This is a genomic window from Streptomyces sp. NPDC020362, assembly GCF_040642095.1.
In the GTDB taxonomy this organism is placed as follows: Bacteria; Actinomycetota; Actinomycetes; order Streptomycetales; family Streptomycetaceae; genus Streptomyces.
The window spans coordinates 8333-34085 of record NZ_JBFAET010000021.1 but is presented as its reverse complement, the minus strand read 5'-3'; the positions used below and the strand labels follow the sequence as shown (position 1 = coordinate 34085).

General features: G+C 72.7%; 23 protein-coding genes and 2 pseudogenes. 11 read left to right on the top strand and 14 right to left on the bottom strand.

Annotated elements, in window-relative coordinates; translation table 11 throughout:
• Nucleotides 1-73 precede the first annotated feature (73 nt).
• The 3 genes from AB0H32_RS11670 (at nt 74) to AB0H32_RS11660 (ending at nt 2687) form a co-directional block, all read left to right on the top strand.
• Nucleotides 74-724 (top strand): TetR/AcrR family transcriptional regulator, encoded by a 651-nt coding sequence (locus AB0H32_RS11670; RefSeq protein WP_361118010.1) that lies wholly within the window; start codon nt 74-76, stop codon nt 722-724.
• Between the two features lie 46 nt (nt 725-770).
• Nucleotides 771-1502, top strand: coding sequence for a winged helix-turn-helix domain-containing protein (locus tag AB0H32_RS11665; protein WP_361118007.1), 732 nt, complete (start codon nt 771-773; stop codon nt 1500-1502).
• Nucleotides 1503-1754: 252 nt separating this feature from the next.
• Nucleotides 1755-2687, top strand: coding sequence for a DMT family transporter (locus tag AB0H32_RS11660; protein WP_361118004.1), 933 nt, complete (start codon nt 1755-1757; stop codon nt 2685-2687).
• A gap of 3 nt (nt 2688-2690) precedes the next feature.
• On the opposite strand, the gene AB0H32_RS11655 is transcribed toward AB0H32_RS11660, so the two are convergent.
• The 10 genes and pseudogenes from AB0H32_RS11655 to AB0H32_RS11610 form a co-directional block, all read right to left on the bottom strand.
• Nucleotides 2691-3773, bottom strand: coding sequence for a Zn-dependent alcohol dehydrogenase (locus AB0H32_RS11655; protein WP_361118001.1), 1083 nt, complete (start codon nt 3771-3773; stop codon nt 2691-2693).
• Between the two features lie 15 nt (nt 3774-3788).
• The gene (locus tag AB0H32_RS11650) at nt 3789-5177 is read right to left on the bottom strand and encodes an aldehyde dehydrogenase family protein (RefSeq protein ID WP_361117998.1); all 1389 of its coding nucleotides are present in this window, start codon (nt 5175-5177) and stop codon (nt 3789-3791) included.
• Between the two features lie 120 nt (nt 5178-5297).
• Complete coding sequence (locus AB0H32_RS11645) at nt 5298-6644, bottom strand: ABC transporter ATP-binding protein (protein ID WP_361117995.1); 1347 nt, start codon at nt 6642-6644, stop codon at nt 5298-5300.
• Nucleotides 6645-6781: 137 nt separating this feature from the next.
• The gene (locus AB0H32_RS11640; RefSeq protein WP_361117992.1) at nt 6782-7432 is read right to left on the bottom strand and encodes a class F sortase; all 651 of its coding nucleotides are present in this window, start codon (nt 7430-7432) and stop codon (nt 6782-6784) included.
• Complete coding sequence (locus AB0H32_RS11635; protein WP_361117990.1) at nt 7419-8150, bottom strand: hypothetical protein; 732 nt, start codon at nt 8148-8150, stop codon at nt 7419-7421. Before AB0H32_RS11635 ends, AB0H32_RS11640 begins: the two co-directional genes overlap by 14 nt.
• 299 nt (nt 8151-8449) lie before the next feature.
• Nucleotides 8450-8994 (bottom strand): annotated as a pseudogene (locus AB0H32_RS11630) (MFS transporter); the annotation flags it as partial.
• A 21-nt stretch (nt 8995-9015) separates the two neighbouring features.
• Nucleotides 9016-10524 carry a citrate:proton symporter gene (locus AB0H32_RS11625; RefSeq protein WP_361117988.1) on the bottom strand — a complete coding sequence of 503 codons (1509 nt, stop codon included), beginning with the start codon at nt 10522-10524 and terminating at the stop codon, nt 9016-9018.
• Between the two features lie 135 nt (nt 10525-10659).
• Nucleotides 10660-12921 carry a molybdopterin oxidoreductase family protein gene (locus tag AB0H32_RS11620; RefSeq protein ID WP_361117985.1) on the bottom strand — a complete coding sequence of 754 codons (2262 nt, stop codon included), beginning with the start codon at nt 12919-12921 and terminating at the stop codon, nt 10660-10662.
• Between the two features lie 112 nt (nt 12922-13033).
• Complete coding sequence (locus AB0H32_RS11615; protein ID WP_361117982.1) at nt 13034-13687, bottom strand: TetR/AcrR family transcriptional regulator; 654 nt, start codon at nt 13685-13687, stop codon at nt 13034-13036.
• A gap of 64 nt (nt 13688-13751) precedes the next feature.
• Entirely contained in the window at nt 13752-14330 is a 579-nt protein-coding gene (locus tag AB0H32_RS11610) for a hypothetical protein (protein WP_361117979.1), read from the bottom strand.
• A 151-nt stretch (nt 14331-14481) separates the two neighbouring features.
• Here AB0H32_RS11610 and hmgA point away from each other — a divergent pair, with 151 nt between their 5' ends.
• From hmgA to AB0H32_RS11595, 3 genes are read left to right on the top strand one after another with little or no spacing between them, the layout of a single operon-like run.
• Nucleotides 14482-15831 carry a homogentisate 1,2-dioxygenase gene (gene hmgA / locus AB0H32_RS11605; RefSeq protein WP_361117977.1) on the top strand — a complete coding sequence of 450 codons (1350 nt, stop codon included), beginning with the start codon at nt 14482-14484 and terminating at the stop codon, nt 15829-15831.
• 27 nt (nt 15832-15858) lie between these two features.
• Nucleotides 15859-16608 carry a GntR family transcriptional regulator gene (locus AB0H32_RS11600; protein ID WP_361117974.1) on the top strand — a complete coding sequence of 250 codons (750 nt, stop codon included), beginning with the start codon at nt 15859-15861 and terminating at the stop codon, nt 16606-16608.
• A gap of 51 nt (nt 16609-16659) precedes the next feature.
• A complete protein-coding gene (locus tag AB0H32_RS11595; RefSeq protein WP_361117971.1) occupies nt 16660-17823 on the top strand; it encodes a type ISP restriction/modification enzyme in 1164 nt (387 codons plus the stop codon).
• A gap of 140 nt (nt 17824-17963) precedes the next feature.
• Here AB0H32_RS11595 and AB0H32_RS11590 read toward each other — a convergent pair whose 3' ends face one another.
• Nucleotides 17964-18674, bottom strand: coding sequence for a TetR/AcrR family transcriptional regulator (locus tag AB0H32_RS11590; protein WP_361117969.1), 711 nt, complete (start codon nt 18672-18674; stop codon nt 17964-17966).
• Nucleotides 18675-18737: 63 nt separating this feature from the next.
• Between AB0H32_RS11590 and AB0H32_RS11585 the strand changes: the two genes are divergently transcribed.
• The 3 genes from AB0H32_RS11585 to AB0H32_RS11575 are packed head-to-tail and all read left to right on the top strand — an operon-like array spanning nt 18738 to nt 21716.
• On the top strand, nt 18738-19697 hold the full coding sequence (locus AB0H32_RS11585) for an ATP-binding cassette domain-containing protein (protein ID WP_361117966.1): 960 nt from the start codon (nt 18738-18740) through the stop codon (nt 19695-19697).
• Nucleotides 19694-20476: an ABC transporter permease gene (locus AB0H32_RS11580; protein ID WP_361117963.1), complete on the top strand. Its 783-nt coding sequence runs from the start codon at nt 19694-19696 to the stop codon at nt 20474-20476. Before AB0H32_RS11585 ends, AB0H32_RS11580 begins: the two co-directional genes overlap by 4 nt.
• A gap of 43 nt (nt 20477-20519) precedes the next feature.
• Nucleotides 20520-21716, top strand: a complete 1197-nt coding sequence (locus AB0H32_RS11575) for a CaiB/BaiF CoA-transferase family protein (protein ID WP_361117960.1) — start codon at nt 20520-20522, stop codon at nt 21714-21716.
• 62 nt (nt 21717-21778) lie between these two features.
• Here AB0H32_RS11575 and AB0H32_RS11570 read toward each other — a convergent pair whose 3' ends face one another.
• The 3 genes from AB0H32_RS11570 to AB0H32_RS11560 all read right to left on the bottom strand — a co-directional run bounded on the left by AB0H32_RS11570 (nt 21779) and on the right by AB0H32_RS11560 (nt 23520).
• Nucleotides 21779-22048: a hypothetical protein gene (locus AB0H32_RS11570; protein WP_361117958.1), complete on the bottom strand. Its 270-nt coding sequence runs from the start codon at nt 22046-22048 to the stop codon at nt 21779-21781.
• A 126-nt stretch (nt 22049-22174) separates the two neighbouring features.
• Nucleotides 22175-22981 (bottom strand): anti-sigma factor, encoded by an 807-nt coding sequence (locus AB0H32_RS11565; protein WP_361117955.1) that lies wholly within the window; start codon nt 22979-22981, stop codon nt 22175-22177.
• Nucleotides 22978-23520, bottom strand: coding sequence for a sigma-70 family RNA polymerase sigma factor (locus AB0H32_RS11560; protein ID WP_361117953.1), 543 nt, complete (start codon nt 23518-23520; stop codon nt 22978-22980). The genes AB0H32_RS11565 and AB0H32_RS11560 overlap by 4 nt, the downstream gene beginning before the upstream one ends.
• Before the next feature lie 208 nt (nt 23521-23728).
• Here AB0H32_RS11560 and AB0H32_RS11555 point away from each other — a divergent pair, with 208 nt between their 5' ends.
• Together AB0H32_RS11555 and AB0H32_RS11550 are read left to right on the top strand one after the other, a co-directional pair.
• Nucleotides 23729-25270, top strand: coding sequence for a DUF4331 domain-containing protein (locus AB0H32_RS11555; RefSeq protein WP_361117950.1), 1542 nt, complete (start codon nt 23729-23731; stop codon nt 25268-25270).
• A gap of 95 nt (nt 25271-25365) precedes the next feature.
• Nucleotides 25366-25753 (top strand): annotated as a pseudogene (locus AB0H32_RS11550) (hypothetical protein); the annotation flags it as partial.

Here is a 25753-nt window from a genome sequence, read left to right as displayed (position 1 = left end):
ACCCCACACAGACGGAATCTTGAAACCCGTACATTTAAATTAGCACTGCTAGTTTCCAGGTAACAGCCCTACTATGTGCGCCATGGCCCGACCGCGCAAGCCCCTCCTCAGCACCGACCGGATCGTCGAGACGGCCCGGGAACTCGTGGACGCGGAGGGCCTGGCGGCCGTCTCCACCCGGCGGCTCGCCGCCGAACTGGGGGTGAGCGGGCCCTCGCTGTACAACCACTTCCGCACCAAGGACGAGATCCTGGAAGCGGTCGCGGACTCGGTGAGCGCGCTGGTGGACCTGTCGATGTTCGAGGACGGGCGGGACTGGCGGACCGCACTGCACGACTGGGCCGTCTCCTACCGGGCGGCCCTGCGCGACCACCCGAACATCGTCCCGGTCCTCGCCCGGGGTCCGGGGCGCCGCCCCGCCGCGCTCCGCCTCGCCGACGCGGTCTACGGCGCGATGGTCCGCGCGGGCTGGCCGCCGGCCCAGGCGACCTCCATCGGCGCGCTGATGCGGTACTTCATCATGGGCTCCGCGCTCGGCTCCTTCGCCGGGGGCTTCGTGGACGACGCGAGCGCGTACGACCCTGCCGACTATCCCCACCTCGGACAGGCCCACCTGCTCGCCGAGCAGCAGGAGAAGATCGACGAGCGGGCCTTCGAGGCGGGGCTCGCGGCGCTGCTGGACGGGCTGGCGCACCAGTACGAGCAGGTGCGCCAGAGCGTGTGAGAACACTTCGGCCGTCGCCGAAGTGTCGGTGCCCCATGCTGGGTGCATGACCACGAAGGACTCACGGAAGGCCACGGACTCCCAGGCCGCCGGCCTCGCCTCGCTCGCCTCGCTGGTCGCCGACGAGACCCGGGCCGCCTGCCTGCTGGCCCTGCTGGACGGGCGGGCCTGGACGGCGGGTGAGCTGGCCCGGCATGCCGGGGTCGCCGCGTCCACGCTGAGCGAGCACCTGGACAAACTGGTGTCCGGCGGCCTGCTCGCGCAGGAGCGGCAGGGCAGGCACCGGTACGTCAGGCTGGCCGACGCGGGAGTGGCCCAGCTCGTGGAGGATCTGGCCGCGCAGGTGCCTGCGGCGGCGCTACGGCAGCCCGCGCGGACCCTGCGGGAGTCCAGCGCCCGGTCCGCGATGGCTCGCGGCCGCACCTGCTACGACCATCTCGCCGGCCGCCTCGGGATCGCGGTCACGGACGCGCTGACCGGGCGGGGACTGCTCCGGCAGGACACCGGGTTCGCGCTCACCGACGCGGGACTGGACTGGTTCGGCACGGTGGGCATTCCCCTCGACCGCAGAGGGCGCCGCCCGCTGGCCCGCGCCTGCCTCGACTGGACCGAGCGGCGGCCTCATCTCGCGGGGGTGGCCGGGGCGGCGCTGTGCCGGTACGCCCTCGATGCCGGGTGGTGCGTGCGGATCGGCTCCGAGCGGGCCGTGAAGGTGACTCCGTCGGGGGCGCGGGTGCTCTCGGAGCTGCTCGGCATCCAGGCGGCGGAGTTGTGCTGAGTTCGGCTGCGGGAGTGGACGGTTCCGTGACGTGCCGAGTGCGGGCCCTTCGTGGCTCGTCGCGCAGTTCCCCGCGCCCCTTTGGGGCGCTCCCGGCCGGCTCAGCCGTGAAAGCGATACCGGGAGCGGGGGAAGTACCCCGCCGACGCCGGTGAGCGCCCTGGTCCCCGCCCGGGCGCAGCACCGGGCGCCCGTGGCACCCCGTCCGATTTCCGCCAGCCCGCTTCCCAGCCGCTGCCTAGCCTCAGGAGCATGATGAACACCACCCCACGCCCCCGGTTGCTCCCCGCCGCCGCGGCCGTCGTCAGCGTCGTGCTGTGGGCCTCCGCCTTCGTGGCGGTCCGCAGCGCGGGAGCCGACTACTCCCCCGGCGCTCTGGCGCTCGGGCGTCTGCTCGCGGGGGCGGTGGTGCTGGGGGTCCTGTGCGCCGTACGGCGCGAGGGATGGCCGCCCAGGTCCGCGTGGCGGGGCATAGCCCTGTCCGGGGTGCTGTGGTTCGGGTTCTACATGGTCGCCCTGAACTGGGGCGAGCAGCAGGTGGACGCGGGCACCGCGGCCCTCGTCGTGAACGTCGGCCCGCTCCTGATAGCCCTGCTGGGCGCCCGGTTTCTCGGCGATCCGATGCCGCCCCGGCTGCTGGCGGGGATGGCCGTGTCGTTCGCCGGTGCGGTGACCGTGGGCCTGTCGATGTCGGCCGGGGGCGGGTCCTCGGTGCTCGGCGTGGTGCTGTGTCTGCTCGCTGCCGTGGGCTACGCCTTCGGCGTCGTCGCGCAGAAGCCCGCGCTCGGGCGGGCGAGCGCCCTGCAGGTGACGACGTTCGGGTGTATCGCAGGGGCGGTGGTCTGCCTGCCGTTCGCGGGGCAGCTGGTGACGGAGGCGGCCCGGGCGCCGGTGACGGCCACCCTCGACATGGTGTACCTCGGCGTCTTTCCGACCGCGCTGGCCTTCACCACCTGGGCCTACGCGCTCGCCCGGACCACCGCCAGCCGGATGGGCGCGACGACGTACGCCGTTCCCGCGCTGGTCGTGCTGATGTCGTGGTTCGCGCTCGGGGAGGTGCCGGGGCCGCTGACGCTGGGCGGCGGGGCGCTGTGCCTCGCGGGCGTGGCGGTGTCGCGGTCCCGGGCGCGCGAGCGGTCGCGGCGGGTCGCGGCCGGTCAGCCGCGACCCGAGAAGGTCGGCTGAGCCTCAGAACACCACCAGGGCCCGGCCGCCCTTGCCCGCGAGCATGTTCTCGAAGGCGGCCGGGATGCCCTCCAGAGCGATCCGTTCGGTGACCAGCGCCGAGAGGTCCAGCCGGCCCTCGCGTACGTGCTCGGCGAGCACCGGCAGATCGCGGGCCGGGTCGGTGTTGCCGTAGACGCAGCCGGACAGGGTGCGGCCCCAGTGGAAGATCTCCAGGGCGTTGAAGGCGACCTCCTGGTCCTTGCCGCCGATGCCGACGACCGTCGTGCGGCCGCCGCGGCGGGTGGAGTCCCAGGCGGCGCGGATGCTGACCGCGCGGCCCACGCACTCCACGGAGACGTCGACGCCCTGCTTGCCGGTGAGGGCACGGATCTCGCGGGGGGTGTTCTCGGAGGCGAGGACGTAGTCGGTGGCGCCGGCCGCGCGCGCCAGCTCCTCCTTCTCGGGCGAGACGTCGACCGCGACGATGCGGGACGCGCCCGCGATGCGGGCCGACTGCAGCGTGGCCAGGCCGACTCCGCCGACGCCGAACACCGCGACCGTCTCGCCCGCCCGGACCCGTGCCGAGTGGTGGACGGCGCCGTAGCCGGTGAGCACGGCACAGCCGAGGAGTGCGGCGTCGGTGAGCGGGATGCCCTCCGGGAGGGGCAGCACACAGGACGCGGAGACCACCGTCTCCTCGGCGAACGCGGCGACGTTGAGGCCGGGGTGCAGGTCGGTGCCGTCGGCGGTGCGGGCGTAGACGTCGGCGGCGCCGTTCAGCGCGTTGGCGCACAGCCACACCTCGCCGAGGGTGCAGGCGTGGCAGGTGCCGCAGGAGGGCGCCCAGTTGAGGACCACGGGGTCACCGGGTGAGACCTGGGTGACTCCCTCCCCCACCGCCACGACCGTGCCGGCGCCCTCGTGGCCGAGGACCGCCGGGACCGGTACCCGCATGGTGCCGTTGGACAGGGACAGATCGGAGTGGCAGACGCCGGCGGCGGCGAGGCGGACACGGACCTGTCCGGGGCCCGGGTCCGGCAGCTCGATGCCGGTGATCTCCAGGGGTGCGCCGATGGCGGGCAGGACGGCGGCTCGTACGGCCATGACTCGCGGACTTCCTTAGAACTGGAGGGACTTGGTCTGGAGGTACTCGGCGAGTCCGTGGCTGCCGAGTTCCCGGCCGACCCCGGACTGCTTGTAGCCGCCGAAGGGGGCGAGGGGGTTGAACCGGCCGCCGTTGATGTCGACCTGGCCGGTGTCCATGCGGCGGGCGAAGGCGACGGCCTCGGCCTCGTCGGCGGCCCAGACGGCACCCGCGAGGCCGTACACCGTGCCGTTGGCGATGCGCAGGGCGTCCTCCTCGTCCTCGTAGCGCAGGATCGTGAGGACCGGCCCGAAGATCTCCTCCTGGGCGATCGTCATCTCCGGGGTGACGTCGGCGAAGACGGTCGGGCTGACGAAGTAGCCCTGTTCCCGGGGGGATTCGGGGCCGCCGGCCACCAGGCGGGCGCCCTCGGCGACGCCCTTCTCGATGTAGCCGCGCACCCGGCTCTGCTGCTTGGCGCTGACGACGGGGCCGATGCGGTCGCCGTACTTGGCGGCGGCCTCGGCGGCCAGTTGGACGGCCTCGTCGTACTGGTCGCGGTGGACCAGCATGCGGGTCCAGGCGCTGCACGTCTGCCCGGAGTTCGACATGACGTTGGCGACGCCGACACCGACGGCCTTGGCGAGGTCGGCGCTCGGCAGGATGACGTTGGCGGACTTGCCGCCCAGCTCCAGCGCCACCTTCTTGACGGCCGCGCCGGCCACCGCGCCGATCTGGCGGCCGACCGCCGTGGAGCCGGTGAAGGAGACGAGGTCCACGCCCGGGTGCTCGGCGAGTGCCTGCCCGGCGACCGGGCCGAGGCCGGTGACGAGGTTGAACACACCGGCCGGGACGCCCGCCTCGTGGACCGCCTCGGCGAAGAGCTGGGCCGTGAGCGGGGTGTCCTCTGCGGGCTTGAGGACGATCGTGCAGCCCGCGGCGAGCGCCGGGGCGACCTTGGCGACGATCTGGTGGAGCGGGTAGTTCCAGGGGGTGATCGCGCCGACGACGCCGATCGGCTCGTGCAGGACGGTCGAGTTGCCGACCTTCTCCTCGAAGGGGTGGGTGGCGGCCAGCTCGGCGTAGGAGCCCGCGACGGCGATGGGCACGCCCGCGTGCACGATCTGCGAGAACTGCAGCGGGGAGCCCAGTTCGGCGGTGACCGTCTCGGCGATCTCGCCCCTGCGGGCCACCAGGGCCTTGCGCAGGGCGGTGAGGCGGGCGGCCCGCTCGGCCGGGGGCGTGGCGGCCCAGCCCGCAAGGGCGGCGCGCGCGGCGCGCACGGCGGTGTCGACGTCGAGGGCGCCGCCGGCCGGGACCCGGCCGATGACCTGCCCGTCGGCCGGGTTCACGACGTCGATCACGTCCTGGCTCTCGGCGGGGCGCCAGGCGCCGTCGATGTACAGGCCGTCGTGTGCCTTCATGCTGCTTCCTCCCGGCGGGTCTCCGTCGTCCGGCACACAAACTAGCGGCGATAGTTTTCGCGCGCCAGAGACACTCGTGCACCAGACGTACCGGGACATCATCGCCAGGTCGGCGGCGGTTCACTCCTCCAGGTCGGGCAGTCGCGACGGGGAGGGGCAGATGCGGTCGCCGTGCCGGTCGAAGACGAAGAGATGGGCGAGGTCGACGAGGAGCGGTACCTGCATGCCGTGGCGCAGGGCGATGTCGGGCGTGGTGCGCACGACCAGGTCGCCGGGGAGGCGGCCCTCCGGCTGCGCGGGGTCGGCGCCCCCTTCGTGCTCCGGAGGACGGTCGAGGACCACCACCGGCCCGGCGCGCAACGATCCGGCCCGCTCCCGCAGGCGGTCCAGCACGCCCGGGGCCTGCCGGCGGCGGCGCCGCGCGGGCCGGGCGGCCGGGCGGGGCGCCTCCAGCTCCGGTACGACGGCGGGGCGGGAGCCGGTGTCGAAGTGGACGAGGGTCTCGTGCCCCTGGAACTCCATGTGCTCCACCAGTCCGGTGAGCGGCACCTCGCCGGGCCGTGCGGCGCTGTGCCGGGCGATGCGCACCGCCTCCGAGCGCAGTCCGACGATGACCTCGCGCCCCTGCTGTACGCGCAGCAACCGGTGGTCGGGGCAGAGGGGTTCGGGCAGGCGCAGGTACTGCTTGCCGAGGCTGACGGTCATCGCGCCGTCCAGCGGGGCGCGGACGAGGCCGCGCAGCAGGTTGATGCGCGGGGTTCCGATGAAGGCGGCGACGAAGACGTTGCGGGGCAGCGCGTAGACCTCGCGCGGGCTGCCCACCTGCTGGAGCACCCCGCCGCGCAGCACGGCGACCCGGTCGCCCAGGGACATGGCCTCGGCCTGGTCGTGGGTGACGTACACCGTGGTGACGCCCAACTCGCGGGTGAGCCGGGATATTTCGGCCCGCAGGCGGTTGCGGAGCTTGGCGTCGAGGTTGGACAGCGGCTCGTCCATCAGGAAGGCGGAGGGGTGGCGGGCGATGGCCCGGCCCATCGCCACCCGCTGGCGTTCGCCGCCGGAGAGCTGGCCGGGGAAGCGGTCGAGCAGGTCCTCGATGCCGAGCATGCGGGCGGTCGCGTCCACGCGCGGACCGGGGTCGGCGCCCGGGGCCTCGATGCGCAGCGGAAAGCCGATGTTGTCGCGGCTGGTCATGCTGGGATAGAGGGCGAAGTTCTGGAAGACCATCGCGAGGCGCCGCTCGGCGGGCTGCCAGTCGTTGGCGTACTCCCCGTCGAGGAGCAGGGCGCCCTCGTCGATGTCCTCCAGTCCCGCGATCATGCGGAGCACGGTGGACTTCCCGCAGCCGGACGGGCCGAGCAGGACCAGGAACTCGCCGGGCGCGATGTCCAGCGAGAGCCGCTCCACCACGCGGGGGCCCCGCGCATAGGACTTGCTCACGTCGTGCAGGGTGATGGCGCGTGTCATGACTGCTGCCCCCGGGGGCTGTCCGGAGCACCGCCGCTCCGTGGGTCCGAAGGCCCTGCGCGGTCTCACTGGGCCTGTGAGTCACGGAAGTTAACGGAATGTGCCCGGCCGGGGAAGAGAACGCACGCGCGCGGCGGTCACTTCGTCGCGGTCAGATGGGCGAAGACGACCACGTTGCTGGTGTAGCCGGTGCGCCGGCTGAACAGGCCGCCGCAGGTCAGCACGCGCAACTCCGGGCGCCCCGTGGACCCGTACACCTCTTCGTCGGGGAAGCCGACCTTGTCGTAGACCTTCACCCGGTCCACGGTGTAGACGGCGCTGCGGCCGTCGGCGCGCCTTGCCTCGATCAGCTTGCCCGGCTTCACCTGGGCGAGCGCGGCGAAGACGGCGGGTCCGGTGCTGGTGTCGCGGTGGCCGACGGCGACGGCGGTGCCGGACTCCCCCGGTGTGGGGCCGCCCCGGTACCAGCCGACCAGCTTCGCCCTGTCGATCGGCGGTGTCTCCAACTGCCGGTCCCGGTCGAGCCCCACGCCGATCACGGGTGCGTCGACCCCCAGGGACAAAATACGCAGGGACGTCGGCCGGGAGCGGGGCAGCGGGCGGGGCGGGGGGGCCTGGCCCGCCTGGCCGGGCCCCTCCAGGCCCGCCCGGGCCGGGTCGGCCGGCCCGTCGTCGCCCCCGCACCGGACGCCCACCGTCACCAGCACGGTGATGAGCAGGGCCGACCTGACGAGGCGGTAGGCGCGGGTCCGGTGCCACGGCCTGCGTCTGCGCCTACGCGGCGCCATGGGGCCGCCGGCGGATCAGCCGGACGTACACGGCGCAGCAGACCGAGACGAGCCCGACCGCCGCGGCGGCGGCCACCGGCGAGAACCCGGCGGTGGTGTCGACCATGCCGCCGCCGCCCGCGTGCACGCCGCCCTTCGGGCCGTCGCCCCGGTCGCCGCCCTGGCCCCAGCCCGAGTCGTTGCGCTGGTCGTCGCGCTGATCGTCGCGCTGGTCCCCGTGCTGGTCGTCGTGCTGGTCGTCGTGCTGGTTGCCCTGCTGGTGGTCCTCGATCTGTCCCGGGCCCTGCGCACCGTCCTGCCTGCCGTCGTGGCAGTTGATGCGGAAGAGCTTCTCCCTGGGGGCGCCCCCCGTGACCCATGTGAGCTTGTACTGCCCGTCGGCCAGACCCAGCACGTCGGTGTGTCCGGCGCCGCCGGTGAGCTGGATGATGCCGGTGACAGTGGCGGTGGTGGGCAGCGGGGGCTGCGCCTGGATGATGTACGCGATGTTGGGCAGGATGTCGAAATTGACGGCGTCGAGGTAGAACTTGCAGGCCACCGGGTCGTCCTTGGAGACACCGAAGGGCACGCCGGCGCGGTGGATCCTGATGTCTCCGTTTTCCCCTTGGGCAGCTGCCGGGGGCGCCGCCACCCATGACGCGCCCGCCGCGGCGAGCGCGGTGAGACCGACGGCGGCACCCGCACGGGAGAAGGTTCGTGGAAGTGTCAGGGTGGGCATGCAGACTCCTCCGATTTAGACGATTTTCATACAAATCGACCTTTCGTTGGGGACTCTCACCCATGCACTCCACGGCCCGTGGTACCAACGCCGGACGCGCCGTCAGATATCGCTCGTGCGGCGCAACGCCGAGCCCTTCCGCCGCGCCCGCGTCACCCGGTCGGCCCCCTCGGACCGTCTCCCGCCTCCCGGTGACCGCAGCGCCACCCCCGACGACACCAGCAGCAACACCCCGAGCATCACGAACGGCGCGGCCACACCCGCCAGGCCCGCGACCAGGCCGGCGGCGGCCGGCACGGCGAGGTGACCGCCACCGCGGCGCCGGCGCCCGCCGCGACGAGGGCGCGCGCACTGCTGCCCACCAGGTCGGGGCCGCCGATCAGGGCGCCCGCGGCGACCGGGCCGGCGAACTGGCCGAGGGAGGCGCCGATGGTGAAGTGCCCCAAGTTGCGGCCCTGTTCGTGTGGCGCGGACCGGCGGGCCACCAGGGACTGGGCGCCGATCACGAAGCAGAGCTGGCCGAGGCCCATCACGCCGCTCCACAGGGCCATCGCCCCAGGGAGTCGGCAAGGCCGCTCAGGACGCAGCCGCCGGATACGAGGACCACACCGGCGGGCAGCAGCGGTGCGCAGCGGCCGTGGTCGGTGCGCCGGCCGAGCGGTACGGCGGCGAAGAGCGGGAGCAGGGCGTACCCGGCCGCGATGACGCCGACCGCCCGTTCGTCGGCGCCCAGCGCGAGGGCCCGGCAGGAGACGGCGGGCCGGGCCATCGACACCGCCCCCTGCGCGAAGCCGAAGGCGATGACGAGTCGGGGCAGCCGGCCGCGGTTCCCGCCGGGCGCCATGAGCGTGTCCTTCCCGGACGATCAGACGATGCCGAACAGGATCCCCGCGCCGAGCACGACCAGGGAGGTCAGGGCGGCCCACTTCACCACGAACCTGGTGTGGTCGCCGAACTCCACCCTGGCCATGCCGGCGAGGACGTACACGGCCGGGACGAGCGGGCTGGACATGTGCAGCGGCTGGCCGACGAGCGAGGCGCGGGCGATCTCCAGCGAGGACACCCCGTGCGCCTGGCCCGCCTCGGCGAGCACCGGCAGGATGCCGAAGTAGAAACCGTCGTTGGACATGAAGTACGTGAGCGGGATGCTCAGCACGCCGGTGACGAGGGCCATGTGCGGACCCATTCCGTCGGGGATGTTGCCCACCAGCCACTTCGCCATGTGGTCGACCATGCCGGTGCCCTGCAGGACGCCGGTGAAGACAGCGGCGGCGAAGACCATGCCGGAGACGTTCAGGACGTTCTCGGCGTGCGCGGCCAGACGTGCCCTCTGGTCGTTCATGTGCGGGAAGTTGACGGTCAGCGCGAGCGCGGCGCCGAGCAGGAACAGCACCGGGATCGGCAGCCACTCCATGATCATGGCGGTCAGCAGGACGACCGTGAGCAGCGCGTTGAACCAGTAGAGCTTCGGGCGCAGGGTGGCGCGGTGCGGGTCGAGTCCCTGGAAGTTCTCGTCCTCGGGCGCGTCCGGCAGACCCGCGCCGGCGCCGGAACCGCCGGCGTTCTTCCCGCCGGTCCCACCAGTGGTCTTCCCGCTGTTCCCACCGGTGGTCTTCCCGCTGCTCCCGCCGGTGGTCTTCCCGCTGTTCCCACCGGTGGTCTTCCCGCCGGTGCTCTTCCCGCCCCCGCCGGTGCCCGCGCCGACCAGGACCGTCTCCTGCTCCGCGGGCTCCTTGGCCGGCACCTCGTCCAGTGTCAGCACGCCGAGCCGCGCCCGCTCCCGGCGGCCGAGGACGTAGGCGAGGACGAGGACGAACAGCAGGCCCGTGGCGAGCGCCGGGATCATCGGCACGAAGATGTCACTGGCGTCGAGCTTCAGCGCGGTCGCGGCACGGGCGGTCGGGCCGCCCCAGGGGAGCGTGTTCATCACGCCGTTGGCCATCGCGGCCACCCCGGTCATCACGACCAGGCTCATCTTCAGGCGCTTGTACAGCGGGTACATCGCCGAGACGGTGATCATGAAGGTGGTCGAGCCGTCGCCGTCGAGCGAGACGACCGCGGCGAGGACGGCGGTGCCGACGACGATGCGCAGCGGGTCGGCCCTGCAGAACCTCAGGATCGCCCGGACGATCGGGTCGAAGAGACCGACGTCGATCATCACACCGAAGTAGACGATCGCGAACATGAGCATCGCCGCGGTGGGGGCAAGGCTGGTGACGCCGTCGATGACGTAGTCGCCGAGCTTGCCGCCCTTGCCGACGAACACGCAGAACAGCGCGGGAATCAGCACGAGCGCCGCGATCGGCGACATCTTCTTCGCCATGATCAGGACCAGGAAGGTCGCGATCATGGCGAAGCCGAGGATGGTCAGCATGAGTGGATACCTAACGTTCGCCCTTGAACATCCCACCAGGGGCCGGCGGTGCGATGACGTTAGGTCGGTTCAAACGGCGTTAACAAGACGTTGACGAGCGAGCAATAAGCGCAAAACTCCAGGTCACAGCCTTGCTCAGGTCACGGGGCTGAGCTTTTCGGCCACCTCGGGCAGCGCGGCGACCTCGACGGGGACCCCGTTGAGGACCGCGTTGCCGGAGAGCGGGTCGAGCAGGCTGCCGTCGAGGAGCTGGTTGACGTTGACGCCGGGGTCGGTGGTGGCGTGGCGCAGCCGGGTGCCGGGGCGGTCGTGGCCCCAGCCGTGCGGAAGGCTCACCACACCCGGGCGGACACCGTCGGTGACCTCGGCGGGCGCGGTCACCTCTCCCCCGGCGCCCTTCACGCGCACCGGCTCTCCGTCGCGTATGCCGAGGCGTTCGGCGTCCTCGGGGTTCAGATGCAGGGTGCAGCGGTTGGAACCGCCCGTGAGGGCGGGCACGTTGTGCATCCAGCTGTTGTTGGAGCGCAGATGGCGCCGGCCGACGAGGACGAGCCCGGCCGGGCGCTCGCGCAGGGCCTCGCCCAGCCGGGGCAGGTCGCCGGCGATCGGCCCGGGCAGCAGCTCGACCTTGCCGCTCACGGTCTTCAGCGGCTGCGGCAGGCGGGGGCGCAGCGGGCCGAGGTCGATGCCGTGCGGGTGGGCGAGCAGCCGCTCGAGGGTCAGCCCGTCGGGTCGTGCACCGAAGCCGTCGCCGTAGGGGCCGAGGCGCAGCATCAGGTCGAGCCGGCGCTCGGGCCCGGTGTCCCCGGTGAGCTGCCCGGCGAGTTCCTCCGGGTCGCGGCCGTACACCGGGGAGTGGGGCTCCTGGACGGCCTTGCCGAGGGTCTGGCCGACGACCATGGCGTCCACGGCGGCCGGGTCGGCGCCCTCCATGCCGGTGGCGGCCAGGATCAGCCGGGCGAGGATCTCGGTCTCGGCCATGCGGCCGGGCTCGAGGGGAACGGCGGGACGGCTGTAGCGGACCTGGTTGCGGACGGCCAGGGTGTTGAAGGCGAAGTCGTGGTGCGGGCTCTGCGAGGGCGGGGGCGGGGGCAGCACGACGTCGGCGTGGCGGGAGGTCTCGTTGAGGTAAGGGTCGACGCTGACCATGAAGTCCAGCGAGTCCAGCGCCTTGTCGAGGCGGTCGCCGTCGGGGGCGGACAGTACCGGGTTGGCGGCGATCACGACGAGCGCGCGGATCGGCTCGCCCTCCCCGGTCACGGTGTCGATCTCCTCGGCGAGGACGGAGAGCGGCAACTCGCCCTTGGCCTCGGGGTGTCGTCCCACCCGGGAGCGCCAGCGGCCGAGGGCGAAGCCGCGGCCCGGGCCCGCCGGTCGGGGCGTCCTGTCGGTGGCGGCCTGCGGGAACAGGGCGCCGCCCGGCCGGTCCAGGTTGCCGGTGAGGACGTTGAGGACGTCGACCAGCCAGCTGGCCAGGGTGCCGTGCGGGACGGTGCAGCTGCCGATGCGGGCGTAGACGGCGGCGGTGGGGGCGGCCGCGAGTTCCCGGGCCAGGGTACGGATGAGGGACGCGTCGACGTCACAGGCCCCGGCGACGGCTTCGGGGGTGAACTCCGCGAGGGCCTTGCGCACTTCCTCGACGCCCTGGACGTGCGGGGCGAGGTCCTTGAGGTCGGTCAGGCCCTCCTCGAACAGCACGGTGGCCATCGCGGCGAGCAGCAGGGCGTCGGTGCCGGGGCGGATCGCGAGGTGACGGTCGGCGAGCTTCGCGGTCCGGGTGCGGCGCGGGTCCACCACGGTGAGCCGGCCGCCGCGGGCCTTGAGGGCCTTGAGCCTGCCGGGGAAGTCGGGGGCGGTGCACAGACTCCCGTTGGACTCCAGGGGGTTGGCGCCGATGAGCAGCAGATGGCCGGTGCGGTCGAGGTCCGGCACCGGGATGGCGTAGGCATCGCCGAAGAGCAGCCCGCTGGAGACGTGCTTGGGCATCTGGTCGACCGTGGAGGCGGTGAACACGCTGCGGGTGCGCAGCGCGCCGAGCAGGACGGGCGGGTAGAGGGCGCCGGCCATGGTGTGCACGTTGGGGTTGCCGAGGACGACGCCGACGGCGTCGGGGCCGCTGCGCTCGACGACCGGGCGCAGGCCCGCGGCGACCGCGGCGAAGGCCTCCTCCCAGGTGGCCTCGCGCAGGGTGCCGTCCTCGCGGACGAGCGGGGTGCGCAGCCGGTCGGGGTCGCCGTCGACGGCACCGAAGGAGGCGCCCTTGGGGCAGATGAAGCCCTTGCTGAAGACGTCCTCGCGGTCGCCGCGGGCGCCGGTGACACGGGTGCCCTCGACGGTGAGGGTCAGCCCGCAGGTGGCCTCGCACAGGGGGCAGATGCGCAGAGCGGTGCGGGACACGGGTCCTCCCGGAGGGTCGTCGGCGGTGCGCGCGGGCAGGCTCGGGCCGAGCATACCGACCGGTTGGCATGGATGGGAGCCCCCTGCGCCCTGCGGAAACCCTTCGCCCGGCTCAGTCGAGGACGCGCCCCAGGTAGGCCCGCAGCAGCTCCCGCGTCTCCCGGATGATCGCCTCGTCCCCCTGGGGGTCGACCCGGAAGGCCAGCTGCACCAGGGTGTCGGCGCTCTCCACGGCGACGAGGAAGACCCGGGCCAGCTCCTCGTCGGGGGTGCGGTCGAGGTAGCCGGAGAGCAGGTCGGTGAGGCGCTCGGCGACCCGGGTGTTGGGGCCTGCCTGCCGGGCTCCGACCGGGATCTGGTTGCCGAAGTCCACCAGGGAGAAGCCGGGCGCGGTGCGCTTCATGTCCAGGTACTCGTCCAGTACGGCGTCCATCGCGGCCCGCCAGCCTCCCCCGCTCCCGGCGTCGCTCCCGCGGGAGGCATCCCCGCCCCGAGCCCGCTTCAGCCGCTCCCTGACACGCTCGGTGTACCGCTCCAGGTTGCGCTGGGCCAGGGCGTCGCACATCTGCCGCTTGTTGCCGAAGAAGCGGTAGACCGAGCCGATGGGCACCTCGGCGCGCAGGGCGACCGCCCGGGTGCTCAGGGCGTCGTAGCCGACCTCGTCGAGGAGGTCGGCGCAGGCGTCGAGGATCCTGGTCAGCCGTTCGGCACTGCGCCGCTGGACGGGCGCGCGGCGAAGCGATGTCGCATGGGGCACGGGCTTCATGATGCCTTTCCGCCGGGATCCGGTGAACCTCGCCCCACAGTACGAGGACGGGTGGCCGGTGCACTCACGGGCCGACGGTGACGGTCGTGGTGCCCACCGAGGGGTCGGCCGGTTCTGCGGAGGGGCTTGCGGACGGGTCCGTCTCCGCGCCGGAGGCGGTGACGTCGGCGGTGCTCTCGACCGGTTTGCCCCGCACGGCCCACACCGTGCCGTCGTCGGCGTAGAGGCGGGCGGTGACGTGGTGGGTGCCGTGCGGGACGAGGCGGTCGGCCAGGTGGTACCCGCGCGCCCGCAGCCGGGTCACCGGGCGGCCGTCGACCAGGAGGCAGGCCAGCCCGCGTGCGGGCAGCGCCCTCGGCTTCCCGCCGGCCGGCGAGAAGCGGAAATGGTGCAGGGTCAGCAGGACGTCCCAGCCGCCGACCGGGTCGGGGGTCACCTCTATGCCGACCTCGGGCGCGTCCTTCTTGCCGACCTCCCGCAGGTGGCGGCCGGTGTCGTCGGTGTCGTCGAGGACCTTGCCCACCGGCGAGGGCGACACGGCGCCGCCGTGCCCGTGCGCCCCGCCGGTCCCGCAGCCCGCCGATCCGAGGGAGAGCAGGACGCAGGCCGCGAGCGCGGTGAGGGTTCTGCGCGTCCACGACATGCCGGGGAGACTAGAACACCGCTCCGGCGGCCGAATCCCTCTGGAGTCTGGTTTCCTGCCCTTCCCCGGAGGGAGGACCCGGGGCCCTCTTGCGCCGTCCCTCACTCATTCCTACGGTGATACATAGGAATCGGAGCGCAAGGGAGCGATCATGAGCGGGGACGCACGGAAGACCGCCGAGGGACTGTCGTATCTCTCCGGGTTCGGCAATGAGCACGCCTCGGAGGCGGTACCGGGCGCCCTGCCCGAGGGCCGCAACTCGCCGCAGCGCGCGCCGCTCGGCCTCTACGCGGAGCAGCTGAGCGGCACCGCGTTCACCGAGCCGCGGGCCCACAACCGCCGCTCGTGGCTGTACCGCATCCGCCCGTCGGCCGCGCACCCGGCGTTCACCCGCGCCGAGAACGGCGCGATCCGTACGGCCCCCTTCGCCGAGACGGTGCCCGACCCCAACCGGCTGCGCTGGGACCCGATGCCCGAGCCGCCCCACGGCACGGACTTCCTGGCGGGCCTGTGGACCCTCGGGGGCAACGGCGACGCGACCCAGCGCACCGGCGTCGCCGTGCACCTGTACCACGCGAACTCCTCCATGGAGCGGGTGTTCAGCGACGCCGACGGGGAGCTGTTGATCGTGCCGGAGCGCGGCGGGCTGCTGCTGCACACCGAGTTCGGCAGGCTGCATGTGGAACCGGGCCACGTGGCGCTGATTCCGCGTGGGGTGCGCTTCCGTGTGGAGCTGCTGGACACTGCATCGGACGGCGGGCAGGGCCCGACGGCTCGCGGCTATGTGTGCGAGAACTACGGGGCGCCGTTCCAGCTCCCCGACCTCGGGCCCATCGGCGCCAACGGCCTCGCCAACGCCCGGGACTTCAGGGCGCCGGTCGCCGCGTACGAGGACGTGGAGGGCCCGGTGGAGGTGGTGAACAAGTTCTGCGGCAACCTCTGGACGGCGACGTACGACCACTCGCCCCTCGACGTGGTCGCCTGGCACGGCAACCATGTGCCGTACGTCTACGACCTGCGCCGTTTCAATGTGATCGGCACCATCTCGTACGACCACCCGGATCCGTCGATCTTCACCGTTCTGACCTCCCCGTCGGACACCCCGGGCCTGGCCGGCGTCGACTTCGTGGTCTTCGCCCCGCGCTGGCTGGTGGGCGAGGACACCTTCCGGCCGCCGTACTTCCACCGGAACGTGATGAGCGAGTACATGGGCCTCATCGAGGGCGCCTACGACGCGAAGACGGCCGGAAAGGGGGGCTTCGTGGCGGGCGGCGGCTCGCTGCACAACATGATGTCGGCACACGGCCCGGACCGGGAGACCTTCGACCGGGCGAGCGCCGCCGAACTGCGGCCGCAGAAGATCGACGACGGGCTGGCGTTCATGTTCGAGACCCGCTGGCCGGTGACGCTCACCCCGCAGGCGGCAGGCGCGGACCACCTCCAGCAGCGGTACGACGACGTGTGGCAGGGCCTCGAACGTCACTTCCGGCCATTGCACTAGCGAGGCCCGACAGGTACGGATAGCCGCGTGACCTCCTTCGCTCCGGATTCGATCGTCCTGAACCGCAAACTGCCGCTGTGGTACCAGGTGTCGCAGTCGCTGCGCGCCTCGATCCTCGGCCGCTCGACCGAGGACCCGCTGCGCCTGCCCACCGAGGAGCAGCTGGCGGAGCACTACGGGGTCAGTGTGCTGACCATGCGGCAGGCGCTGAAGGAGCTGGAGGACGAGGGGCTGATCAGCCGGCACCGGCGGCGCGGCACGTTCATCGAGCCCGGGGTGCGGCGCGGGGCACCCGTGCGGCTCCTCGGCTCGGTGGACGCGATCGTGGCCCAGCAGTCCGGCATGACGACCGAGCTGCTGGACCACGGCCGCGCCCCCGTGCCGCCCGCCCTCGCCGAGCACTTCCCGGACCTCGCGGAGGTGGCGACGTACCACCGCCTGCGCAGCGACGAGAAGACCGGCGAGCCGACCAACCACGCCGTCAACCACGTCCGTCCCGAACTGGCCGCGCGCATCGACCTGGAGGACCTGGTCCGGTGGCCCATGACCAAGGTGCTGCGGGACGTGGTCGGGGCCGACATCAGCCGCATCACGGACACCGTGGAGGCCCGGCTCGCCGACCCGGAGACCGCCCGGCTGCTCCAGGTGCCGCTGCTCAGCCCGATCCTGCACTACACGGGCGTGACGTACGACAGCGCCGGCCGGGTGCTGGACGTCGCGGTCATCCACTACCGGGGCGACCGCTTCTCGTTCACGGTGACGCTGGAGGCCACCTGAGGACGGATCCGCCTCGGCCCTCTGGCCCCGGCTCCCCGGTCAGGCCGTACCATGCCCTGCGTGACGCACGACGACGCTCCGCTGCTGGCGGACCTCATGCCGTGGTCCGTCGCACCGCTACGGCTGGGCCGCGCCTGGCCGACGGCGCCCGACCCGGCCTCCCTGAGGGCCCGCTGGGAGGCCCTGCTGAAGGCCGAAGGGCCGGACCGTGAGGCCCTGTTCGAGCCGACCCGCTCCCGCACGCTCCACTCGGCGGTGGGCCAGCTGCCCGGCCGGGCGGCCGGCACGGAGCGACTGGCGCGCGCCGAGGGCCCCTGCGCGGAGCCGGTCCGCGTGCTGACCGGACCGTTCGACGAGCAGTGGCTGATCCCGGACCACCGGCTGATCGACACGGCCCGCCCGGAGCTGTGGCGGGTAGCGGACGAGCAGCAGGTGTTCGTGGTGGAGACGGGCACGGAGACGGCCGGGGACGACCCCGTCCTGGCGACCTCCCTGCCCCCGACCCAGCGCACCGGCCGCATCCGTCCCCTGTACCGCCGCCCGGGCGGCGCGGAGCCGAACCTGGCGCCGGGCCTGCTGGACCACCTGTCGACCCTCCTGGGTGAACGCCCCTGTCCACCGGACGTCCTGGCCTGGATCCTGGCCACGGTCCGCCCCGGCCTCGCCGTCCCGCTCACCGAGGACGCCGGGCTCTGGGCCCGGGGCGTCGAGCTGGGCCGCCGCATGCTGTGGCTGATGCGCCGCGACGGCGAGCGCCCCAAGCTCCCGGGCGGCCGCCGCCCCTACGTCCGCGCACCCCTGCCGGCCCTGCCCCTGGCCCTCCACTACGACCGCGACGAGGAGACCCTCCACCTCGACGAGGGCCGTATCTCCCCCGTGCCGCCCGAGGCCTGGGACTACGAGGTGGCCGGAGTCCGCGTCCTGGAGACCTGGTTCACGGCCCGCACGTCCTTTGCCGAGCCCGGCACCCTGGCCGCGATCCGCCCCACGACCTGGCCCCAGGCCTGGACGTCGGAGCTGCTGGAGCTGATCACGGTTCTGGCCCTGCTGGCGGAACTGCGCCCGCTACGGGCCGAGTTGACGGTGACCTCACCCCTGACGACGGCCGGCCTGCACCGGGCGGGCGTCCTCCCCGTCCCGGATGCGGCGCGCCGCCCGGCCTCGGTGCTGGACCACCACGAGGAAGGGCCCGAGGGTCAGTTCGCACTGCTCTAGGAGCGGCTCCGCAGGGCCGCCGCCGGCCGTGCGACGCCCTAGGCGTCCTTCGCGCGCCGCGGGCGTGAGCCGGACCGCCGTGCGGCTCCCCCGCCCGGACGCGGCCACCGGCCGGACCCGCAGCCGCCGGACCGGCTCTGCTAGCGCGGCGCGAACCCGTCCAGGACGCGCTCCAGCGCCCGCCGGAACACCGCCTCCAGGTCGATCGGTCCCGGATCCTCGCTGAACGCCGCCGCCATCCTCGGGTACGCGCCGGACGCGATCCGGCCGCCCAGGTAGGCCATGCGCACCGCGTTCTCCTCGTCCTGGGACCAGGGCAGCGCGCGCACACGCTCGGCCGTGTCGAGTTCGTTGCGGACGTAGGCGGTCACCACACCGTTCAGCATGGCGATCAGTTCGAGCTTGGTGCCGTAGGACGCCTCCAGCGGGTCCAGGCAGGCCAGGCAGTGCTCCAGATAGCGCAGGGCGTGCGGGCTGAAGCCGTACACCGGGGACATCAGACGCGGAATCCACGGGTGCCGGTACATCAGCGCCCGCGTCTCGTGCGCCACCCGGAGCAGGTCCGCCCGCCAGTCCCCGCTCGGCTCCCACGGGACGTGCTCCGCGCTGACCGCGTCCACCATCAGCTCGTACAGGTCCTCCTTGCGGGGGACGTAGTTGTACAGCGACATGGTGCCGCAGCCCAGTTCGGCCGCCACGTGCCGCATGGACACCGCGTCGAGCCCCTCTGCGTCGGCGATCCGGACGGCCGCGGCCGCGATGTCGTCACGCGTGTACGCGGGCTTCGGGCCGCGGCCCGTGCGCTCGGGGCGCGCCCAGATCACTTCGGGGACGGCCCCTCGGAGTGCCATCGATCATCACCTCGGCCACCATCCTAGTTACGTACAGCGTACGCAGTGCGGTATGGTCGGCCCATGACTACTACGTACGCTGTACTTAGTGAAGGTCTGGAGAAGCGCTTCGGCGCGGTGCAGGCCCTGCGCGGACTCGATCTGGCGGTGCCCCGGGGGACGGTCTGCGGGCTGCTCGGCCCGAACGGCGCCGGGAAGACGACGGCGGTCCGGCTGCTGACCACACTGCTGCGGCCCGACGCGGGCTCGGCGCGCATCGCGGGCCACGACCTGGTGCGCGAGGCGGCGGCCGTGCGGCGCCGGATCGGCGTCACCGGACAGTACGCCTCGGTCGACGGGGACCTCACCGGCCGCGAGAACCTGCGGCTGTTCGCACGGCTGCACCGCGTGCGGGGGCCGGCCGGGCGGGCCGGGGAGCTGCTGGAGCGGTTCGGGCTGGCCGAGGCCGCCGACCGGAAGGTCTCGGCCTACTCGGGCGGCATGCGGCGCCGGCTGGATCTGGCGGCGAGCCTCGTCCGGCGCCCCGACGTGCTCTTCCTCGACGAGCCGACCACCGGGCTCGACCCGGCCAGCCGCAACCGCATCTGGCAGGCGGTGCGGGAGCTGACGGCGGACGGCACGACCGTGCTGCTCACCACGCAGTACCTGGAGGAGGCCGACCGGCTCGCCGACGACATCGCCCTGGTGGACCGGGGACGGGTCGCGCACACCGGGACGCCCGCCGGGCTCAAGGCGCTGATCGGGTCGTACGCCGAAGCCGTCGTCACCGGGGCCGACGGGCTGACGGCGGCGGCCGGCGTGCTCGACCGGCTCACCGGCTCCGCTCCCGTGTTCGACCACGAGCGAGGCGCCGTCGGCGCGGTCAGCACCGACCCGACCCTGACCCTGCCCCGCCTGGTGCGCGAACTCGACGCGGCCGGAGTGCCGTTGCTGGACGTGCGCCTGAGACCGCCGACCCTCGACGACGTCTTCCTCCGCCTCACCGGACAGTCCGCCGCCGACGACAGGGAGCCGGTGCTGTGAGCGCATTGGCGTACGACGGCCTGGCCATGGCCGGCCGGCAGCTGCGCCGGGTCCGCAACAGTCCGGGCCTGGCGATCCTGACCCAGATGATGCCGATCAACATGCTGCTGTTCTTCGGCTACGTCTTCGGCAGCGCACTGGCGATGCCCGGCCGCGAGTACCGCTCCTTCCTGGTGCCCGGGCTGCTGGTCGCGACCGCGGCCGGCGGGCTGATGACCGGGATGTTCCAGGCCGCCGCGGACACCCACCGGGGCGTCATGGACCGCTTCCGCACGATGCCGGTGAGCCGGGCCGCCGTACCGCTCGGCCAGGCCGTGGCGGACCTCGCGGTCACGGCCGTCGGCACGGTGCCGCTGCTGCTGGTGGGGCTCGCGGTGGGGTGGCGGATCGAGGGGTCCGGGGCAAAGGCCGCCGCGGCGGTGGGACTCTTGCTGTTCTTCCGGTTCGCCTGCACGTGCGCCGGGATCTTCCTGGGGCTGCTCACCCGCAGCGAGGACGCGGCCGGACAGCTCGGCGCCTCCTCCTTCGTGCTGCCGCTGCTGTCCGACGCCTACATCCCGACGGACAACCTGCCGGGCTGGCTGCGCACGCTCGCCGAGTGGAATCCGATCAGCGCGGTGACCACCGCCCTGCGGGACCTCTTCGGCAACGCGCCCGTACCGCACGGCGCCGCCTGGCCGGTGGCCCACCCGGTCGCCGGGGCGCTCGTCTGGAGCCTCGTGCTGACCGCGGTGTTCCTGCCCCTCGCCGTACGCAGGTACGCACACGGGCAGCGGTGATCGGGTACTGACAAAACCGCCGGTCGGGGAGATCATCCACTCCATGGATCGTCTCCCGCTGCCCCTGGAGGGCATCACCGTCGTCGCCGTCGAACAGGCCGTGTCCGCGCCCTTCGCGACCCGGCAGCTCGCCGACCTGGGCGCCCGGGTCGTCAAGGTGGAGCGGATCGACGGCGGCGACTTCGCGCGCGGCTACGACACCGCGGCCGGCGGTCTCGCCTCGCACTTCGTGTGGTGCAACCGCGGCAAGGAGTCCATCGCGCTGGACCTCAAGGACCCGCGTGGCCTCGACGTCGTACGGCGGCTGATCGCGGACGCGGACGTGTTCGTGCAGAACCTGGCCCAGGGGGCCGCGGCCCGGCTCGGTCTGGACGCGGCCACCCTGTGCGCGGCGCACCCGCGGCTGATCGCCGTGGACATCTCGGGATACGGCAGCTCGGGCCCGTACGCGGACAAGCGGGCCTACGACATGCTCGTGCAGTGCGAGGCCGGGCTCGTGTCGGTGACCGGGACACCCGGACAGCCCGTCAAGGCGGGGATCCCGGCGGCGGACATCGCGGCGGCCATGTACGCCTTCTCGGGGGTGCTGGCCGCGCTGGTGCGGCGCGGCACGACCGGGCGGGGCGGTCCGGTGGAGGTGTCGATGCTGGAGGCGCTGGCCGAGTGGATGGGGCATCCGCTGCACCACGCCATGCACGGCGGTGAGCCCCCGGCCCGTACCGGGCTCGCGCATGCCGTCATCGCCCCCTACGACGCCTATGCGACCGCGGACGGCGGACGGGTGCTGCTGTCGGTGCAGAACGACCGGGAGTGGCGGCGGCTGGCCGAACAGGTCGTCGGCCGGCCGGAACTGGGGACGGACCCGGACTACGCGACGAATGCCGCGCGCGTGGCGAACCGGGAGCGGACCGACGAGCTGGTCGCGGGCGCGCTGGGCGTGCTGGACGCCGACGAGGCGCTGGCCCGGTTGGAGAAGGCGGGCATCGCCTGTGCCCGGCTCAGGGATCTGCACGAGCTGGCGGAGCACCCACAGCTGACGGCCCGGGAGCGGTGGCGTCAGGTGGGGTCGCCGGTCGGGCCGTTGAAGGCGCTACTGCCTCCCATCACGCTGCCGGGCGGGGACGGGGCACGGATGGGCGACGTGCCCGCGCTCGGACAGCACACCGGGGCGCTGCTGCGTGCCGTGGGGATGACGGACGACGAGATCGCAGCGTTGCGCCGGGACGGCGTGACGGCCTGAGCGCGGGCCCCTCGAAGGTTCCTTGCGAGGAACGCCGGTTCGCTCGGAGCGGGATGAGATGCTCAGTGCCCGCCGAAGAGCGAGCGGCGCAGTCGACGCAGCGGAGCGAAGAGGGAGACGCGGCTGACCCGCGTGCCTCGGTCGCTGCGCTGGTGCGCTTTGTCACGTGCCGTCAGCTCAAGCATCAGCGAGGTCGCCTCGGCCGCCTTCTGCTGCGGTATGGCGGGACCCGCCAGTACCGAAAGATGGCGGTCGAGGCGCGAACTGGTCGCGCTGCTCCCGCAAGTGATCGCAGGGACCCTGGCCCTGCTGCGCACTGTTATCTGCTCCATGTCACTCCCCACCCGTACGAGTCCACCCGGCCCGGGCAGGGTAACCCTATCGCCCCATGGAGGCATGCGGGTATCTCGACCACAGGATTCACCTTCCCTGTAAGGCGGTTGACGATCCGTCGATGACTACTCTCCGAATCCGACCGATTTCAAGGTGAGTTGGACAAGGGGCTGGCCGGTGGGCTGCGCCGAGCCGCCCTCCGGCTCGACGGTTACGGCGAGTGACGCCGAGGACGTGTCGAGACCCTTCGCGACCAAGGGCGCGTCGCCCTCGAAGAGCCCCAGGGAGCGCGGTTGCACATGGGGGCGCATGACCCAGAGCTGGTGAACGCGGTTTCCGGACGGCGCACCGTATCCGCTGAGGGTGACGACGGCCTGCCCCTCCGATGCGGAAGCGATCACTCCGATACTGCGGCCCCTGGCGTCCTTGCCGCCGGCCGCGCGGGCGTCGGGAGCAGCAAGAACGTGGGCGATCTCACGTGCCTGGGCCCGCTCGGCATCGAGCTGGTCGCGGGTGCGGTTCGCCTGGACCGCGAAGAGGGAGGCGACGACGAGGGCCGCCGCGGCGGTCGCCGTGGCGAAGGGGACGAAGAGAGGGCGCGTACGGGTGCGCGGCGGCGGCTGGGCGCCCCAGACGTGCGGCGGCAGCTGGCGCGCGCGCTCCCGTGCGGGCGCCGGTGCCTGCTCCTGCGGGGTGGTGCGCACCGCGGCCAGCACCCGTTCCCGCAGGGCGGGCGGCGCCGGGGCGGCCGTGGACCAGGCGAGGCGCACCGCGTCCTCGGACAGCGCGCGCACCTCGGCGGCACAGCGGTCACAGCCGTCCAAGTGCTTCTCGAAGCGGCGGCGCTCGCCGGGTTCGAGGGCGTCGAGCGCGTAGGGCGCGGCGAGGGAGTGCAGGTCCTTGCGGCCCAGCAGGCGGCCGAAGATGCTCATGCGGCACCTCCCAGGCACTCGCGCAGCCGGGTGAGTCCGTCGCGCATCCGCGTCTTGACCGTGCCGAGCGGCAGCGAGAGCCGCTCGGCCACCTCACGGTACGTGTAGCCGTCGTAGTAGGCGAGGGTCACGGACTGGCGTTGCAGGGCGGTGAGCCGGTCCAGGCAGCGGCGCACCCACTCGCGCTCCAGGCCCGCCTCGACCTCTTCGGCGACATGGTCGAAGGCGGGTTCCCCGGCGCGCAGGGCCTCGCGCTGCTCGCGTTCGCCGGCGGCCCGGGCACTGCGCACCCGGTCCACCGCGCGGCGGTGGGCGAGGGTGAGGATCCAGGAGAGGGCGCTGCCCCGGCGGGGGTCGAACCGGGCGGCGGAGCGCCACAGTTCGAGCAGCACCTCCTGGGCGACCTCCTCGGACTGGGCGGGGTCGCGCACCACCCGCCGTACGAGCCCGAACACCGGTCCGGAGACCACTGCGTACAGATCCTCGAACGCCCTTTGATCCCCACCTGCCACGAGCACCAGAAGCTCGTCCGCCTCCACCCCGGTCCCCCTTCCGTGGCCACAGCCGGCCCTGCCTCTGACTCCACGCATCCGCACGAGCGCACACCTCCGGCGGGTGATACGGATCAACGGACCGAAAACGCGGGTCCAAAAGACGGAAAAAAATTCTTCCGCCGGACCAATCCGATCGGCTCCTCGGCTCCGTATCACCCTCCGTCAAGGCAAGTTGGCACTGAGGACGGACGGCATGACACCTCTCTTCTCCAGGAGCGGCACAGGACGCAAGGGCCTGGTCACGCTCATCTGTGGTGCGCTGGCCGCCGGAGGGCTCGCAGCCGCCGGTGTCGCCACGCTGGAACCCGGGGCGGCCTCCGCCTCCTCCCACCGGGAGGCCCCGCTGATCTCGGGGACCCCGCAGTACGACAACACGGACCTGTACGCGTTCGTCAGCCCGGACAAGCCCGACACCACGACGATCGTGGCCAACTGGATCCCGTTCGAGGAACCGGCGGGCGGCCCGAACTTCTACACCTTCGCGGACGACGCCCAGTACGACATCCACATCGACAACAACGGTGACGCGCAGGGCGAGCTGCTGTTCCGCTACACCTTCAAGACGCACGTCAAGAACAAGAACACCTTCCTCTACAACACGGGTGCGGTGAAGAGCCTCGACGACCCGAACCTCAACATCACGCAGACCTACGACATCGATCTGATCAAGCTGCACAACCAGAAGGTCGTCTCCAAGACGCGGGTCGCGGACGGCGTTCCGGTCGCGCCGTCGGACGTCGGCAAGGCGTCGATGCCGGACTACGCCAAGCTGCGGTCGCAGGCCATCTACAAGACGGCGGGCGGCGCCGCGACCTTCGCCGGCCAGGCCGACGACCCGTTCTTCGCGGACCTGCGCGTCTTCGACCTGCTCTACGGCGGGAACCTCTCCGAGGTCGGACGGGACACCCTCAAGGGCTACAACGTCAACACGATCGCGCTCCAGGTGCCCAACGACCTGATCCGCGAGTCGGCCAAGCAGCCGGTCGTCGGTATCTGGTCGACGACCCAGCGCAAGAACGCGCAGGGCTACTACGAGCAGGTCTCGCGCCTGGGCAACCCGCTGGTCAACGAGGTCGTCAACCCGCAGAAGGACAAGGACAAGTTCAACGCGTCCCAGCCCTGGTACGACGCGCAGTTCCTGAAGAACGTGACCAACCCCGAGCTGCCGAAGCTCATCGAGTCGATCTACAAGATCAAGGCGCCCGCCGAGCCGCGCAACGACCTCGTCGACGTGTTCCTCAAGGGCGTCAAGGGCCTCAACCAGCCGCCGAACGTGAAGCCCTCGGAGGAGCTGCGCCTCAACACCTCGATCAAGCCGAGCATGCACCCCAAGCGGCTGGGTGTCCTCGACGGCGACAACGCGGGCTTCCCGAACGGCCGTCGCCTCACCGACGACGTGATCGACGCCTCTCTCCAGGTGGTCGAGGGCGAACTGGTCGGCTCCAAGAACGACCTGGGTGACGCGGTCGACAAGAACGACAAGGGCTTCGAGAAGTACTTCCCGTACGTGGCCGAGCCGACGGCGGGCTCCCGCGGCGCCCTCGCCAAGGGAACGTCCGGCAATGCCGACGTGCGCAGCCAGCTCGGCGACGCCCTGCAGCCGGCCGGATCCTCCTCCGGCGGCTCCGGCAACACGATGCTCATCGCCGCCTCCGCGGCCTCGGGCGCGGCCGGGATCCTGCTGATCGGCACCGCCTTCGCCTGGTGGCGCCGCCGCATGCAGCGCCCGTACTGACCCGCACCCCACCGACCGGCGCGGCCCGTACCCCCCTCCCCCACGGCGGGCCGCGCCTTTTCCTTCGACCACGATCAGGCGACCTAGGAGAGGGCATGGCCCCGCGTATCGATGACGAGGAGTCCGGCGGGCGGACGGTGAGCGAGGGCGCGGGTGCCACCCCGGCGCCTGCCGCCCGCACAACCGGGCCGATCGGGTCCGAGACGGACTCGGCTGTGCCGGAGACACAGCTGTCCGCGCCGGACACGGAGACGGCGGCGCCGGAACCGAAGACGTCCGCGACGGACACAGCGGCCGCAACGGCAGAACCGGAACTGTCCGCGCCGGACGCGGGGACGGCAACGCCGGAACAGGTGCCGGAAGTCGCAGCGTCGCCGACGGAGTCGGCGGAGTCGGCGGAGTCGGCGGAGTCGGCGGAGTCGGCGGAGTCGGCGGAGTCGGCGGAGTCGGCGGAGTCGGCGGAGTCGGCGGAGTCGGCGGAGT

What these genes read in the sequence shown, in the direction of transcription:
- AB0H32_RS11650 (WP_361117998.1), bottom strand. Translation starts at nt 5,177, where the DNA reads ATGAAGGCACACGACGGCCTGTACATCGACGGCGCCTGGCGCCCCGCC.
- AB0H32_RS11640 (WP_361117992.1), bottom strand. Translation starts at nt 7,432, where the DNA reads ATGGCGCCGCGTAGGCGCAGACGCAGGCCGTGGCACCGGACCCGCGCC.
- AB0H32_RS11645 (WP_361117995.1), bottom strand. Translation starts at nt 6,644, where the DNA reads ATGACACGCGCCATCACCCTGCACGACGTGAGCAAGTCCTATGCGCGG.
- AB0H32_RS11570 (WP_361117958.1), bottom strand. Translation starts at nt 22,048, where the DNA reads ATGGAGCAGATAACAGTGCGCAGCAGGGCCAGGGTCCCTGCGATCACT.
- AB0H32_RS11565 (WP_361117955.1), bottom strand. Translation starts at nt 22,981, where the DNA reads ATGAGCATCTTCGGCCGCCTGCTGGGCCGCAAGGACCTGCACTCCCTC.
- AB0H32_RS11590 (WP_361117969.1), bottom strand. Translation starts at nt 18,674, where the DNA reads ATGGCACTCCGAGGGGCCGTCCCCGAAGTGATCTGGGCGCGCCCCGAG.
- AB0H32_RS11635 (WP_361117990.1), bottom strand. Translation starts at nt 8,150, where the DNA reads ATGCCCACCCTGACACTTCCACGAACCTTCTCCCGTGCGGGTGCCGCC.
- AB0H32_RS11595 (WP_361117971.1), top strand. Translation starts at nt 16,660, where the DNA reads ATGCCCTGCGTGACGCACGACGACGCTCCGCTGCTGGCGGACCTCATG.
- AB0H32_RS11655 (WP_361118001.1), bottom strand. Translation starts at nt 3,773, where the DNA reads ATGGCCGTACGAGCCGCCGTCCTGCCCGCCATCGGCGCACCCCTGGAG.
- AB0H32_RS11585 (WP_361117966.1), top strand. Translation starts at nt 18,738, where the DNA reads ATGACTACTACGTACGCTGTACTTAGTGAAGGTCTGGAGAAGCGCTTC.
- hmgA (WP_361117977.1), top strand. Translation starts at nt 14,482, where the DNA reads ATGAGCGGGGACGCACGGAAGACCGCCGAGGGACTGTCGTATCTCTCC.
- AB0H32_RS11575 (WP_361117960.1), top strand. Translation starts at nt 20,520, where the DNA reads ATGGATCGTCTCCCGCTGCCCCTGGAGGGCATCACCGTCGTCGCCGTC.
- AB0H32_RS11625 (WP_361117988.1), bottom strand. Translation starts at nt 10,524, where the DNA reads ATGCTGACCATCCTCGGCTTCGCCATGATCGCGACCTTCCTGGTCCTG.
- AB0H32_RS11615 (WP_361117982.1), bottom strand. Translation starts at nt 13,687, where the DNA reads ATGAAGCCCGTGCCCCATGCGACATCGCTTCGCCGCGCGCCCGTCCAG.
- AB0H32_RS11610 (WP_361117979.1), bottom strand. Translation starts at nt 14,330, where the DNA reads ATGTCGTGGACGCGCAGAACCCTCACCGCGCTCGCGGCCTGCGTCCTG.
- AB0H32_RS11555 (WP_361117950.1), top strand. Translation starts at nt 23,729, where the DNA reads ATGACACCTCTCTTCTCCAGGAGCGGCACAGGACGCAAGGGCCTGGTC.
- AB0H32_RS11660 (WP_361118004.1), top strand. Translation starts at nt 1,755, where the DNA reads ATGATGAACACCACCCCACGCCCCCGGTTGCTCCCCGCCGCCGCGGCC.
- AB0H32_RS11665 (WP_361118007.1), top strand. Translation starts at nt 771, where the DNA reads ATGACCACGAAGGACTCACGGAAGGCCACGGACTCCCAGGCCGCCGGC.
- AB0H32_RS11670 (WP_361118010.1), top strand. Translation starts at nt 74, where the DNA reads ATGTGCGCCATGGCCCGACCGCGCAAGCCCCTCCTCAGCACCGACCGG.